Origin of the sequence: Aquabacterium soli, from assembly GCF_003933735.1 — a bacterium.
In the GTDB taxonomy this organism is placed as follows: Bacteria; Pseudomonadota; Gammaproteobacteria; order Burkholderiales; family Burkholderiaceae_C; genus Aquabacterium; species Aquabacterium soli.
This window is the reverse complement of the sequence record NZ_RSED01000002.1, coordinates 176,151-190,587: the sequence shown is the minus strand read 5'-3', so window position 1 is coordinate 190,587 and position 14,437 is coordinate 176,151. Positions and strand designations below refer to the sequence as shown.

The following is a 14,437-nucleotide window of genomic DNA, read 5'->3' as shown; positions in this document are numbered from 1 at the left end:
CATGGTCACCACGTCCACCCTTGAATCGCCTTTCCATGAGGGCGAGCAGCGCCTGCAGTCCCTGACCGGCGTGCAGGAGACCATGGAGCAACGTGGCCGCGCCATGATCCGCGACCACATGCCTGACCAGCATCGCCGCTTCTTCGAGCAATTGCCTTTTGTGCTGGCCGGGGGCCTGGATGCGCATCGGCAACCCTGGGCCACGGTGTGGTCCGGGCTGCCGGGCTTCATGCAATCCCCTGATCCGCACCGTCTGGACATCCGGGTGCGGCACCTGCCCGGCGATCCACTGGCCGCCGAGTGGCAAGCCGGGTCTGCCATCGGATTGCTGGGCATCGAGCCGCACACGCGGCGGCGCAACCGGATGAACGGCACGGTGGTGCGTGCGGATGCCGATGGGTTCGACGTGGCGGTGCGTCAGAGCTTCGGCAACTGCCCCAAGTACATCCACCCGAGGCAGGTGCGGTGGACAGGCGCGGCCTCGGCCCATGCTGCGGTGGAGCCGGTGGGTGCGCAGCTGCAAGGCGCTGCCTTGCGGATGGTGTCGGCGGCGGACACCTTCTTCATCGCCTCATCTTCCCCGGCCGCCGGCGAGCCTGGACAGGGGCGTGGAGACGGCGTGGATGTGTCGCACCGCGGAGGCCCTGCGGGATTCGTGCACGTGGCGGAAACGGCGGAAGGCTCGGTGCTGACGGTGCCCGACTACGTGGGCAACTTCCTGTTCAACACGCTGGGCAACATCCTGCGGCAACCGCGTGTGGGCCTGCTGTTCATGGATGTGGCCCGTGGTGATGTGCTGTGGCTGGCCGGCCGGGGCGAGGTCGACCTGGATCCGCAGGCCGCCGCGGCGTTCGAGGGCGCACAGCGGTTGCTGCGCGTGCGCATCGAGCAGGGCTGGCTGGGGCGTGGGGTGATGCCGCTGGCGTGGGATACGCAGGCGGTGTCTTGAGTGTGTGGCTCCTAGCAGAGGCGGCTACGCATCGGCCTCGGTTTTGGTGCGGCGTTTGCGTCGGACTGGCTTGCGTGCTGGGCGCGGCTCTTCTGGCGCGCTGTCCGCCACTTCATCGGGCGCTTCGGCCTGGGTTGGCATGGTGCGCCAGTATCCACCCGACAGCTCCCGCCAGCAGCGTCCATGCTGTGTGGCCGGCCCCATGTCCGTGCGCCAGACCCAGGCGCCGCAGGTGGTGGACCGCACCACCTCGATGCGCCGCCGGTGGTAGCGCGACATCACATCCGCATGCGGGTGCCCGTAGCGATTGCGCGCGCCCGACTGCACCACGGCCAGCTGCGGCGCCACGGCCTCGATGAAGCCCGTGGTGGACGAGGTATGGCTGCCGTGGTGCGGCACCATCAGCACCTCGCTGGCCAGGCCGGCCGGGCCCAGTGCCTCGACCATGCCGGCCTCTCCCTGCGCCTCGACATCGCCGGTCAGCAGCACGCTGCGCCTGCCTTGTGCTGCCTGCACCCTCAGCACGCACGACATGGCGTTGTCCGAGCGCCGGCCTTGCTCCTGCTCGGCCCAATCCTCGCGTGAGGGATGCAGCACCTCGAAGCTCACGCCGTCCCACTGCCAGCGCTGGCCGGCGTGGCAACGCTGATGGGGTGGTACCAGCCCCTCACGGTCTCGCACCGACAGCAGTTCATGGCCGTCCTCCAGCGAACTCATCAGTGCCGACACGGGCAAGGACTTGACCACCGAAGCGGCCCCGCCCACGTGGTCGATGTCGCCGTGGCTGATGAGCAGGGTGTCCAGCCTGGTCACCCCCTGGGCACGCAGCAGGCCGATCAGCACGCGGCGGCCGGCGTCGTTGCCTGGCGATGTGCGTGGGCCGGCGTCGTAAAGCAACGCGTGGCGTGCCGTGCGCACCAGCACGGCCGTGCCCTGGCCGATGTCGACCGCCATGATCTGCGCATGGCCCTGCGGCGGACCCGGCAAGGGCAGGCTGGCGCTGGTGGGCCACAGCAGGAAGAGCACAGCGGGCAGGGCGACCAGCTTCCAGCTTTTGGGCACGGGGGCCAGCAGCCAGGCCCCACCCATCAACCCGAGCGCGCCGGCCCAGAAGACCACCATCGCGCCAGACACCGATGCCCAGCGCCATTCGGCCAGTGAACTCAAGGCAGACATCAGGCCGTTGACCAGCGGCACGAGCAGATCCCACAGCCCGGGGATCACCAACCCGATCAAGGCCATTGGCGTGATGATGAAGCTGAACACGGGGATGCAGACCAGGTTGGCCAGCAACCCCACCACCGACACCTGCTGGAAGAACACCAGCGACAGCGGCGCCAGGCCCGTCGATGCCACGATCTGAGTGTGCGCCATCTCCCGCCCCATCCGTTGGAGGCGCTGGCGCCATGGCAGCCCCGGTGGCGTGGTGCTGTCCTGCCCGGACAGCATCAGCAGGCCCACCGCGGCGAACGACAGCCAGAAGCCGGCCTGGTTCAGGGCCCAGGGGTCCAGCACCGTGACCATCATGGCCGCCGCCAGCAGCACCACCGGCCAGGGCCAGCGGCGGGCGCCCATGCGCAGCAAGGCCACCACCGCCAGCATCACCACGGTGCGCTGCGCCGGGATGCCCCAGCCCGCCAGCAGGGCATAACACCAGGCGCCCAGCACGCCCGAGATCTGGGCAATCGCAGGCGTGGGGATCAGATGCACCAGGCCGGGCCGTCGCCGCCAGAACCAGGACACGCCGCCAGACACTGCCAAGCCCATCATGGTGATGTGCAATCCCGATATCGCGGCCAGGTGGGCTGTGCCCGTGTCCCGCAGTGCGTCCCAGTCATCGGCGCCGATGGCCGATTGCTCGCCGATGGTCAGGCCTGCGATCAGGCCCGCCACACGTGCATCGGTCACGTGCGTGTTGATGCGTTCACGGAGCTGGGTGCGCCAGCGGTCGATCAGGCCGGGCGACCAAGCCGTCGCAGGCCGCAGCAGCGTCGATGGCGGCACGCCACGTGTGACGACCTTGCCCTGGGCGCGCAGGGCGTGCTCGAACATCCAGCGCTCGCTGTCGAAGCCACCCGGGTTGACCAGTCCATCCGGCGCCTGCAGCATCACAGTCCAGCGCCAGACCTGGCCGGGCATCAGGGGCGGGGCTGTGGCTGCGGCGTCTTCATCATTGTCATCCTCGGCCGAGGCAGGGCGGGTGCGGTAGCCTTTCGTGGATGGGGTACCCCAGGACAGGCTCACGCGCTCAGGCAGGACGGCATGGGACGCCATGCCCGGCAGGCGCCATCGATCACCGGCCTGCCATTGGCGGGGTGTGCTGGCGCTGTTTGATGGGGATGCCGGGCGATCACGGGTGCCTGGCCCGGTCTCCTCGACCGACAGCACCTCGACCTCCACACGGCGGCCCCAGGCCTGCTGCTGCGGCATGGCATCGACACGCCCTGTCATGACCACGGCGCGCTGGCTCCAGGCCTCGGGCCAGACCTGCGCCAGCCGCTGGGCGGCACGCCATTGCGCCTGGCCCCAGCCGGTGCTGGCCATGCACAGGCAGACCAGCAGGGCCCCGCGCCAGCCCCGTCGGCAGGCGGGGGCCCGCCATGACAGCACGCCGGCCACCAGAAAGAACAGCAACGGCAGGCCCAGCCCCCATCGGCCATCGCCCACCGAGCGTTGCTGCAGCTGCACGGCCACGCCCAGCAGCCATGCGCCCAGCGCGGCCACCCAATGGACCAGCATCGGCCCTCTCCCTCACGTTTTTTGTTCGGGAGAACTTAGCACCCAGGGCGATCGGGGCAGGCCCTCTGAAGGGGGATGTGGGCAGTCTCAAGCAGCGTGCGCCGCGTCCTTCATCACCTGCGCCATCACGCCATACACCTCCGTCCAGGCGGCCCGCACGTCGGGTGTGAAGCCTTCGCCCAGGCCTTGCTCCAGCGTCAGCAGCAGGGCACCGCCCACGGTGCCGTAGTGCGCGTCCTGTACCCCGTAGTCCCTATGGCGGCGGCCCAGTCCCTGCAGGATGGGCACCAGGGTGCCCAGGTCGTTCAGCTTGCCCACGGCCGCGCCGATCATCTGCATCAGCTTGTGGCCCTGGGCTTGCATGTCGCCCTTGAACAAGGGCTTGAGTGTGGGATCGGCGTTGAACAGGTTCTGGTAGAACAAGGCGGCAGCCTGCGGGGCGATCGCAGCCACCTGGGCCCAGGATTGCTGGACCAGGGTGATGGTGTCGGGGGACATGGGCGTTTCCTCGTGCGTGGTGAGGGGGCAAGAGGTCTTATCGCAACAAGCGTGCCGCGTCGACAATGGCGCGGGAGACGGCGAGCCCTCCCTCAGCCCTGGATCAGCCTGGCCGCGTGCGGCAGTGAGCGCGCCTCGGGTACCCAGCGGTCCAGCACGGCGCCCAGCGCGACGGCCAGCAACAGCACGGCCAAGGCGCCGCGCCAGGTGTGGCGCAAGGCGCTGCTGAGCCAGCCTTCCATGAACCCCTTGTAGGCCAGCGTGCCCGCCAGAGAGGCCAGCCCAACCTCCACGGCGACGGCCAGCAGCACCTCCACCCCGAACATCATCAGCACGCCGGTGCCGATCAGTCCCCCGAGCAGCGCGATCAGGCCCAACAGCACGGCCAAGGGCACGATCACCACGGCGCCTTCGTCCAGGCCGTCGAGCACAGAGCCCGCGCCCTTTGCCAGCGAGCCCAGGCCGTTGCCAATGCCTTCGCCGATGCCTTCCGCGGCTGTCAGGTCCCAACCGGCATCCGCCCCACCGCCCGCGAAGTCGCCACCCCCGCCGCTGCTGAACGAGGGTTCATGTGCGCCGGCTGAGGAGGGCGAGCCATGGGGCAGCTCAATGCTGGGTGCATCCAGTCCATCCAGCGGCGATTCGCGACGGGCCAGCGCCCCGGCCCACCAGCGCAGCAACAGCAGATAGACGCCGTAGGCCACCGGGCAGGCCAGGCTGTAGCGCAGGGCCAACGACGCCACGCCAGCGTGCATCAGCAGGGCCGAGACCAGCCACAGGGCCGCCAGCGTCAGCAGGGCGATCATGGCGATGTGGGCGCGCAGCCAGTAGCGCTGGCGCAGTTCGGCCCGCAGTTGCTGCCGGCTGGCGTGTGCCCGTCGCAGGCGGTGCGCAGGTTCGGTCCAGGCTGTCTTGCGCTTGGACGTGGTCGGTGTGGTCGGGGGCATGGGCCTCGGATCTCCTGTGTTGTGTTCTGTCAAGCGTATCGGCCATACACCGTGGCCTTGCCAGGCTACAAGCCGCTGCGCTGGCCGGCGTCACACCTTGCGGCTACGCTCGGGCCAGGCCTCAGCCAGTGCACCATCTTGGCCCACAACTTGCTGGGGTTTCCACCAACGAAAAAATCTTTGTCGGTCCAGATCGAACCGGAGTCCCGTGTGTCCATCCACGTCGCCCTGAATCACGTCACCCATTACACCTACGACCGGCTGGTGAACCTCTCGCCCCAGGTCGTCCGCTTGCGGCCCGCGCCCCATTGCCGCACCCGCATCCTGTCGTACTCGCTCAAGGTCGAGCCGGCCAACCACTTCATCAACTGGCAGCAGGATCCGTTCTCCAACCACCTGGCCCGCCTGGTGTTCCCGGACCAGACCCGTGAGTTCAAGATCACGGTGGACCTGGTGGCCGAGATGGCCGTCTACAACCCCTTCGACTTCTTCCTGGAGCCGGAGGCAGAGAACTACCCCTTCACCTACGACGAGGCCACCAAGCGTGACCTGGCCCCCTACCTGGCCCTGGGCGAGCTGACGCCGGCGTTCAAGGCCTTCGTCGATAGCATCGACCGCAAGGAGGTGCGCACCATCGATTTCCTGGTCGGCCTGAACCAGCGCCTGCAGCAGGACATCGCCTACACCATCCGCATGGAGCCCGGCGTGCAGACGCCGGAAGAAACGCTCAAGCTCAAGCTGGGCTCATGCCGTGACACCGGCTGGCTGCTGGTGCAGACCCTGCGCCACCTGGGCCTGGCCGCGCGCTTCGTGTCGGGCTACCTGATCCAGCTCAAGGCCGACGTGGCCTCGCTCGACGGGCCCTCGGGCACCGAGGTCGACTTCACCGACCTGCACGCCTGGTGCGAGGTCTACCTGCCCGGCGCCGGCTGGATCGGGCTGGACCCGACCTCGGGCCTGATGGCCGGCGAAGGCCACATCCCGGTGGCCTGCACGCCCGAGCCCACCAGCGCGGCCCCCGTCACCGGTGCGGTCGATGAATGCGAGGTGAGCTTCGCGCACCACATGGAGATCACGCGGATCTACGAATCACCGCGTGTCACCAAGCCCTACACCGATGACCAGTGGGATGCCATCGATGCCCTGGGCCACGAGGTCGACGCGCAACTCAAGCAGGACGATGTGCGCCTGACCATGGGTGGCGAGCCCACCTTCGTGTCGGTGGATGACCGTGATGGCGCCGAGTGGAACACCGACGCCCTGGGCCCCACCAAGCGGGGCCTGGCCACAGCCCTGGTGCACAAGCTGCGAGCCCGCTATGGCGAGGGCGGCTTCCTGCATTTCGGTCAGGGCAAGTGGTACCCGGGCGAGCAATTGCCGCGCTGGGCACTGTCCATCTACTGGCGCCGTGATGGCCAGCCCTGCTGGCAGGATCCGACCCTGTTCGCCGACGAACGCAACTCGCTGCATTACGACAGCGACGATGCCAAGCGCTTCATCGACCTGCTCTCCAGCAAGCTGGGCGTGGGCCCCGACCACGTCGAGCCCGGCTATGAGGATGTCTGGTACTACCTGTGGCGCGAGCGCCGCCTGCCGGTCAATGTGGACCCGCTGGATTCGCGGCTTGACGACGAGCTCGAGCGCGTGCGCCTGCGCCGCGTGTTCGACCAGGGGCTGGGTCATGTCACGGGCTACGCCTTGCCCCTCAAGCGCGACTGGCCCACCGGCCTGAGCGGCCCCCAGTGGGTGACCGGCCCGTGGTTCTTCCGCGAAGAACGCATGTACCTGTACCCGGGCGATTCGCCCATGGGCTACCGCCTGCCGCTGGATTCGCTGCCCTGGGCGACCAGCGGCGATAGGCCCTACATGCACGAGCACGATCCCTTTGCGCCCAAGCCGGCCCTGCCCACGGCCGCCGCCTTGCGCGCGCAGTACGCCGGCCGTGGCGCTGCGAGCCATGTCGCACCGGGTGGGTTTGCAGAAGGCGGCCCAGGTGAGGGCGGTTTCTCGGGCACCCGCGCGGGTGATCTGTCGGTGACTGCCGGCCCCGATGGCCCGTCCACCCCCGACCTGACCGATCCCGGCACCCACCCGAACCGCTTCCAGTCGGCCCACTGGATCACGCGCACGGCGCTGGTCGTCGAAGCCCGCAACCCGGACCGCTCCAGCGGCCCCAAGGTCGAGACCAACGGCAAGGGCGGTGGCGTGCTCTATGTGTTCATGCCGCCCTTGAGCAAGCTGGACGACTACCTGGACCTGCTGGCCGCGGTCGAGGCCACGGCCGCCGAGCTGGCTGTGCAGATCGTGCTGGAAGGCTACCCGCCCCCGCGCGATCCGCGCCTCAAACTCCTGCAGGTCACACCCGACCCGGGCGTCATCGAGGTGAACATCCACCCGGCGTCTAACTGGGACGAGCTGGTGGACCACACCGACTTTCTCTACCAGGCGGCACACGAGACCCGCCTGTCCACCGAGAAGTTCATGGTCGATGGCCGGCACACCGGCACTGGCGGCGGCAACCATTTCGTGCTGGGTGGGGCCACGCCGGCCGACAGCCCCTTCCTGCGCAAGCCCACGCTGCTGTCCAGCCTGCTGACCTTCTGGCACAACCATCCCTCGCTGTCCTACCTGTTCTCGGGCATGTTCATCGGCCCGACCAGCCAGGCGCCGCGCATCGACGAGGCGCGCAACGACCAGGTCTACGAGATCGAGATCGCCTTCAAGGAGATCGAGCGCCAGGTGGCGCTGTGGGGCGAGTGCCCGCCATGGATCATCGATCGCACCTTGCGCAACCTGCTGATCGACGCCACCGGCAACACGCACCGCAGCGAGTTCTGCATCGACAAGCTCTACTCGCCCGACGGTCCCACCGGGCGCCTGGGCCTGCTGGAGCTGCGCGCCTTCGAGATGCCGCCGCATCCGAAGATGAGCCTGGTGCAGCAGTTGCTGCTGCGCGCGCTGGTGGCCTGGTTCTGGCGTGAGCCCTACACCGGCCATGGCGCCCGCCGCCTCACGCGCTGGAACACCGGCCTGCATGACCGCTTCATGCTGCCCAGCTTCGTGCAGCAGGATTTCGCCGATGTGCTGACCGAACTGGGCCAGGCCGGCTTCGCCTTCGACCCTGAGTGGTTCTCTCCGCACTTCGAGTTCCGCTTCCCCTATGTGGGCGAGGTGTCCGTGGCTGGCGTGCGCATGACCGTGCGCACTGCGCTGGAGCCCTGGCACGTGATGGGCGAGGAGGGCTCGCCCGGCGGTACGGTGCGCTTCGTCGACTCGTCGCTCGAACGCCTGGAGGTGCGTGTGACGGGGCTCAACGGCAACCGCCATGTGCTCACCGTCAACGGCCAGGTGCTGCCGCTGCATCCCACGGGCCGCGTCGGCGAGTTCGTGGCCGGCGTGCGCTACCGTGCCTGGCAGCCGCCCTCGTGCCTGCACCCGACCATCGGGGTCGATGCACCGCTCACCTTCGACCTGGTCGACACCTGGCTCAAGCGCTCGCTGGGTGGCTGCCAGTACCACGTGGCGCACCCGGGTGGGCGCAACTACGACACCTTCCCGGTCAACAGTTACGAGGCCGAAAGCCGCCGCCTGGCGCGCTTCTTCCGCCTGGGCCACACCCCTGGGCAGATGAGCATCACCGTGCCCGAGCCCGGCCTCGAACACCCGCTGACCCTGGATTTGCGCAAGGTGAAACGAAGCTGAGGCCCTGAGGAAACACTCCCCACCACCTGTTGCCGCATCCGGGACAATCGGGGTCACCATGACCATCTCCCTGCCCCTGTTCGACGCCGATGCCTTGCCCGACACGCCCCAGGCGCCTGCTGAACTGCTGGCGCGTGCCCGCAGCGTGGAGGCCGGGCATTACGACGAGCTGCGCGACGACGACGGTGGGCTGAGGCCGACCTGGCAGGCCTTTGCCGAGCACCTGGGCGGCTCGGTCGATGAGCTCAGCCGCCGGCAATCCGAGCTGGCCCAGCAGATCCTCGAAGACGGCATCACCTACAACGTCTACAGCGCCCCCGGTGGCAACAGCCGCCCCTGGTCGCTGGAGGTGCTGCCCATGTTGATCGGCCCGCAGGATTGGGCCCACATCGAGCGCGGCGTGGCCCAGCGCGCCCACCTGCTCAACGAGGTGCTGCTCGATGTCTATGGCGAGCAGCGCCTGCTCTGCGAGGCCTTGCTGCCTTCAGCGCTGGTGCTGGGGCATCCGGGCTACCTGCGCAGCCTGCAGGGCGTCACGCCGCCGGGCGGTGTCTACCTGCATGTGATGGCCTTCGACCTGATGCGGGGCGACGATGGGCGCTGGTGGGTGGTGTCTCAGCGCACCCAGTCGCCCTCCGGCCTGGGCTATGTCATGCAGAACCGCATGATCGTCTCGCGCCTGTTCCCGGAGGCCTACCGCTCGATGAGCGTGCAGCACCTGGCCAGCGGCTACCGCCGCCTGGTCGACACGCTGCAATCCCAGGCTGAAGCCTGCGCCGGCGGCGAGGTGCCCCGGCTGGCGCTGTGGACGCCCGGTCCCTACAACGAGACCTACTTCGAGCACGCCTACCTGGCGCGCTACCTGGGCCTGCCCCTGGTCGAAGGCGGCGACCTGATCGTGCGCGACGAGCGGGTCTACCTCAAGACGGTGCAGGGCCTGGATCCGATCCACGGCCTGCTGCGCCGCCTGGACGACGATTTCTGCGACCCGCTGGAGCTGCGCTCCGACTCCACGCTGGGCGTGCCCGGCCTGCTGCAGGCCGTGCGCGCCGGCAACGTGGTGGTGGCCAATGCGCTGGGCACGGGCTTCCTGGAGTCGCCCGCCATCCATGGATTCCTGCCGGCCTTGTCGCGCCATGTGCTGGGTGAGGAGCTGGCCTTGCCCTCGCTGCCCACCTGGTGGTGCGGCGAAGAAGCCGCCTGGGAATCGGTGGCGCCAGAGCTGTCCAGCAAGGTGGTCCGCTCGACCTACCCCGGTGGTGGGTTCAGTGACGATGCTGGCGCGCGCCCAGGCATGGACGCGGTGCTGGGCCCTACCTTGTCGGCCACCGGGCTCAAGGCCCTGCGTGACCGCATCGAGCGCAACCCGTCGGCCTACACGGCCCAGAGCTTCGCGTCCTACTCGCAGACGCCGGTCTGGTCGCAAGGGCAGTGCATGCTGCGCGGCACCTCGCTGCGCGTCTACGCGCTGGCCGATGGCCTGGGTGGCTGGCAGGTGCTCCCTGGCGGCATGACCCGCATCGGCTCGCGCGAGGCGGGCTATGTGTCGATGCAGTTGGGCGGCAGCAGCCTGGACACCTGGGTGCTCACCGATGAGCCGGTGGACACCTTCTCGATGCTGCCGCACCCGCTCACCGCCGAGGACGTGGTGCAGCGCCAGCGCCCCGTGGCCAGCCGCACCGGTGAGAACCTGTTCTGGATGGGCCGCTACACCGAGCGTGTCGAGCAGCAGTTGCGCCTGGTGCAGGCCCTGCTCAAGCTGCTGGGCGAAGACGACGAGCACGATGCCGGTGTGCTGGAGGCCTTGTCGGCCCTGGCTTCGTCCGCGGGCCTGGTGCCCCAGGGCTCGCCCAGCCTGCTGAAATCGCCCCGCGTGTTCGAGCGCGCCGCGGTGGAGGCCCTGGCCGATCCGCTGGCCAAGCAGGGCGCCTGCAGCCTCGCCTTCAACCTGAGTTCGCTGGAGCGCACCGCGCATGCGCTGCGCGATCGCCTGTCGCCCGAGCACGACCGCCTGCTGCGCGCGCTGGCGCCCGATTTCGCCCGGCGCCTGACCCGGGGCGGCGAGCCGGCCCGCGACCTGGGCGAGGCCCGCGAAGCGCTGGACCACCTGGCCATGCAACTGGCCGCCGTCACCGGCGCGCAGAACGACCGGATGACGCGCGACGCCGGCTGGCGCCTGCTCACCGTGGGCCGCCTGGTCGAGCGCCTGGGCGGCTACGCCAGCATGCTGCAGGCCTTCGTGCAGCATGGTGCGGTGCACAGCGCGCTGGGCTTCGACATGCTGCTGATGCTGTTCGACAGCACCATCACCTTCCGCGCGCGCTTCCAGCGCCGGCTGGAGTGGCCGGCCCTGGTGGCCACCCTGGTGATCGACGAGGCCAACTCGCGCGCCATGGCCTGCGTGCTGCGCCGGCTGCGCACCGAGATGGGCAAACTGCCTGAACGCGCCAACCCCCTGAGCGACCTGCTCGACCTGCTGCCCGTCGAGGGCGTGGGCCTGAACCTGGCCGACATGGCCACGCCCGGCGTGGGCGAGGCGGCCGTCGAAGCCTTGGCCCAGCGCCTGATGGAGGCCAGTTGGCGCCTGTCGGACGAAGTCGGCCTGCGCTACTTTGCCCACTCCGAGCCCACCGAGCAGACCATCAGCGCCTGACACCCCAATGAACGCCATGGCCGCTGCCACCGTCACCGACGCCGACGCCCCCGCCGAGCCCAGTGCCCGCCTGAGCGTCGAGCACGAAACCCGCTACGAGTACGCCTACCCGGTGGAAATGGCGCACCACATCGCATGCCTGCGCCCGCTGTCGGATGCGGCCCAGACCCTGCGCGTGTTCGAGATGAGCGTGCTGCCCCAGCCGGCGCAGCACAGCACTCGCCGTGATGCCTACGGCAACAGCCGGGCCTACTTCGCGCTGAACGTGCCGCACACCGAGCTGGTGGTCAAGGCGCGCAGCGAGGTCGAGATCCGCAGCCGCTACCACGGGCTGCGGCCCGAGCAGAGCCTGCACATCGCCCGGGTGCGCGAGCGGCTCACCTACCGCAAGAAGGCCGCGTTCGAGCCGGCGTCCGAGTTCTCGTATGCCTCGCCCTATGTGCCCCTGCATGAGGAGTTGCGCGCCTACGCACGCGAATCGCTGCATCCCTCGCGACCCATCGCCCAGGGCGCCATCGAGCTGATGCACCGCATCCACAGCGATTTCCGCTACGCGCCGGCCTCCACCGACATCTCCACGCCCTTGCTGGAGGTGCTGCACCGGCGCGAGGGCGTCTGCCAGGATTTCGCGCACCTGATGCTGGGCTGCCTGCGTGCCTGCGGTCTGGCTGCGCGCTACACCAGCGGCTACCTGCTCACGCAGCCGCCGCCGGGCCAGCCCCGCCTGCTGGGGGCAGATGCCTCGCATGCCTGGGTCAGCGTGTGGTGCCCGGGCCTGGACGCGCCCCGTGCTGGCGAATGGCTGGGCCTGGACCCGACCAATGACTGCCTGCCCGGGCTGCACCACATCCGTGTCGCGTATGGGCGCGATTTCGGGGATGTCACGCCCTTGCGGGGCGTGATTCGGGGTGGGGGCAAGCACACCCTGTCGGTGCGTGTGACCACCCTGCCGCTGGACGAACCCCGCGAAGCAGCCTGACCGACTGCTGATGCAACTTGCCCCAGGGTGGGGCGCGTCAGCCAGTCGAATGGCTGACCAGGTGAATGGCGATGGTGGGCATGGGGCTGCGCGAATCCTGATCTGCACCAAAGTGGCGTGTCAGACAGCCCTGACAGTTCGAACAGATTCCCCTGGCTGATCAAAAGATACATTTTTGGTGCAATCGGTAAATTCGATGACAAGAGCGCACCGTTTTGAGACATTGGCATCTGACGGTCGCGCATTGCGTCTCCAGCCCCACATCGCCAGGCGCGGCCCGCCTGGCATAGTCCCTGCTAAGTCAGGCTTGTCAGCGTTTTATGGACATCCCCCACAAGGGACCAGCCGATGCGATTCTTCGATGAAATGAACGCCACCGCCGACCAGGTGCGCGACCACTACAGGGTGTACGAGCGCTGGCTCGACCGACAGCCGCGCGAGATGATGCAAGCCCGGCGCGAAGAAGCCGAGACCATCTTCCGGCGCGTGGGCATCACCTTCGCGGTGTACGGCGACAAGGACGAGACCGGTGCCGGCACCGAGCGCCTGATCCCCTTCGACCTGATCCCCCGCATCATCCCCGCCAATGAGTGGCGCGAGATGGAAAAAGGCCTGCGCCAGCGCGTCACGGCCCTCAACCGCTTCATCGAAGACGTCTACCACGGGCAGGAGATCCTCAAGGCCGGCGTGGTGCCCTCCGAGCCGGTGCTCAACAACGCCCAGTTCCGCAAGGAAATGGTCGACCTGAAGGTGCCCGGCGGCATCTACTCGATCATCGCCGGCATCGACATGGTCCGCGCCTGCAACCCAGACGGCAGCGGCACCTACTATGTGCTCGAAGACAACCTGCGCGTGCCCAGCGGCGTGAGCTACATGCTTGAGAACCGCAAGATGATGATGCGGCTCTTCCCGGACCTGTTCGCCGAGCACCGCGTCGCGCCCGTCGCGCATTACCCCGACCTGCTGCTCGACACCCTGCGCGCCATGGCGCCGGCGTCCGTCAACGAGCCCACGGCCGTGGTGCTCACACCGGGCATGTACAACTCTGCCTACTTCGAGCATGCCTTCCTGGCCCAGCAGATGGGCATCGAGCTGGTCGAGGGGCAGGATCTCTTCGTCAAGGACGATTTCGTCTACATGCGCACCACGCGCGGCCCGGTGCGGGTGGATGTGATCTACCGCCGGCTCGATGATGATTTCATGGACCCCGAGGTCTTCCGCAAGGACTCGACCCTGGGTGTGGCCGGTCTGCTGCGCGCCTACCGCGCCGGCAACGTCACGCTGGCCAATGCCTTCGGCACGGGCATCGCCGACGACAAGTCCATCTACCCCTACGTGCCCAAGATGATCGAGTTCTACCTGGGCGAAAAACCGATCCTGCAGAACGTGCCCACCTATGTGTGCCGCGAGAAGGACGACCTCAAGTACACGCTCGACAACCTGGCCGAACTGGTCGTCAAGGAAGTGCACGGCGCCGGTGGCTACGGCATGTTGGTGGGCCCGGCCTCGACCAAGGCCGAGGTGGAGGATTTCCGCAAGGCCCTGCTGGCCAACCCGAGCAACTACATCGCCCAGCCCACCCTGTCGCTCTCGACGTGCCCGACCTTCGTCGACAGCGGTGTCGCACCGCGCCACATTGATCTGCGCCCCTTCGTGCTGTCGGGCAAGAAGGTGCAGATGGTGCCGGGCGGGCTCACACGTGTGGCCCTGAAGGAAGGCTCATTGGTGGTCAACAGCTCGCAGGGCGGCGGCACCAAGGACACCTGGGTGCTGGAGGCATGACGGCGCCAGCGCACTGAAACACGCAACGAACGCACGAACGCACTGACGGACGAACCAACCCGGCCACTGGCCGACCACCTGAAGGGAGAAGGCCCATGCTGAACGAACGCATCGAGAAACGCCTGCCGCCCCACCTCGTCCACGCTGAACATGAGACGCTGCCCCATGCGGGCGCACCCTTGCTGGAG

The 14,437-nt window shown here is 68.4% G+C and carries 8 protein-coding genes; 5 read left to right on the top strand and 3 right to left on the bottom strand.

Annotated features, from left to right (window positions below; genetic code table 11):
• Nucleotide 1 precedes the first annotated feature (1 nt).
• Nucleotides 2–949 (top strand): pyridoxamine 5'-phosphate oxidase family protein, encoded by a 948-nt coding sequence (locus tag EIP75_RS03065; protein WP_125241762.1) that lies wholly within the window; start codon nt 2–4, stop codon nt 947–949.
• A 24-nt stretch (nt 950–973) separates the two neighbouring features.
• Here EIP75_RS03065 and EIP75_RS03060 read toward each other — a convergent pair whose 3' ends face one another.
• From EIP75_RS03060 to EIP75_RS03050, 3 genes are all read right to left on the bottom strand, one after another.
• The gene (locus EIP75_RS03060) at nt 974–3,688 is read right to left on the bottom strand and encodes a DNA internalization-related competence protein ComEC/Rec2 (protein ID WP_125241761.1); all 2,715 of its coding nucleotides are present in this window, start codon (nt 3,686–3,688) and stop codon (nt 974–976) included.
• An 87-nt stretch (nt 3,689–3,775) separates the two neighbouring features.
• Nucleotides 3,776–4,186: a globin family protein gene (locus tag EIP75_RS03055; protein ID WP_125241760.1), complete on the bottom strand. Its 411-nt coding sequence runs from the start codon at nt 4,184–4,186 to the stop codon at nt 3,776–3,778.
• A 92-nt stretch (nt 4,187–4,278) separates the two neighbouring features.
• Nucleotides 4,279–5,133 carry a hypothetical protein gene (locus tag EIP75_RS03050; RefSeq protein ID WP_233584649.1) on the bottom strand — a complete coding sequence of 285 codons (855 nt, stop codon included), beginning with the start codon at nt 5,131–5,133 and terminating at the stop codon, nt 4,279–4,281.
• 210 nt (nt 5,134–5,343) lie between these two features.
• On the opposite strand from EIP75_RS03050, the gene EIP75_RS03045 reads away from it, so the two are divergent.
• The 4 genes from EIP75_RS03045 to EIP75_RS03030 all read left to right on the top strand — a co-directional run bounded on the left by EIP75_RS03045 (nt 5,344) and on the right by EIP75_RS03030 (nt 14,249).
• Nucleotides 5,344–8,835, top strand: a complete 3,492-nt coding sequence (locus EIP75_RS03045; RefSeq protein WP_125241759.1) for a transglutaminase family protein — start codon at nt 5,344–5,346, stop codon at nt 8,833–8,835.
• Between the two features lie 58 nt (nt 8,836–8,893).
• Nucleotides 8,894–11,488, top strand: a complete 2,595-nt coding sequence (locus EIP75_RS03040) for a circularly permuted type 2 ATP-grasp protein (protein ID WP_125241758.1) — start codon at nt 8,894–8,896, stop codon at nt 11,486–11,488.
• A gap of 16 nt (nt 11,489–11,504) precedes the next feature.
• On the top strand, nt 11,505–12,467 hold the full coding sequence (locus tag EIP75_RS03035) for a transglutaminase family protein (protein WP_125241757.1): 963 nt from the start codon (nt 11,505–11,507) through the stop codon (nt 12,465–12,467).
• A 348-nt stretch (nt 12,468–12,815) separates the two neighbouring features.
• Entirely contained in the window at nt 12,816–14,249 is a 1,434-nt protein-coding gene (locus EIP75_RS03030) for a circularly permuted type 2 ATP-grasp protein (RefSeq protein WP_125241756.1), read from the top strand.
• Nucleotides 14,250–14,437: the final 188 nt, after the last annotated feature.

Bases quoted from the DNA above. Each gene is read 5' to 3' on its own strand.
- EIP75_RS03065 (WP_125241762.1), top strand. From the start codon at position 2: ATGGTCACCACGTCCACCCTTGAATCGCCTTTCCATGAGGGCGAGCAG.
- EIP75_RS03060 (WP_125241761.1), bottom strand. From the start codon at position 3,688: ATGCTGGTCCATTGGGTGGCCGCGCTGGGCGCATGGCTGCTGGGCGTG.
- EIP75_RS03055 (WP_125241760.1), bottom strand. From the start codon at position 4,186: ATGTCCCCCGACACCATCACCCTGGTCCAGCAATCCTGGGCCCAGGTG.
- EIP75_RS03050 (WP_233584649.1), bottom strand. From the start codon at position 5,133: ATGCCCCCGACCACACCGACCACGTCCAAGCGCAAGACAGCCTGGACC.
- EIP75_RS03040 (WP_125241758.1), top strand. From the start codon at position 8,894: ATGACCATCTCCCTGCCCCTGTTCGACGCCGATGCCTTGCCCGACACG.
- EIP75_RS03035 (WP_125241757.1), top strand. From the start codon at position 11,505: ATGGCCGCTGCCACCGTCACCGACGCCGACGCCCCCGCCGAGCCCAGT.
- EIP75_RS03030 (WP_125241756.1), top strand. From the start codon at position 12,816: ATGCGATTCTTCGATGAAATGAACGCCACCGCCGACCAGGTGCGCGAC.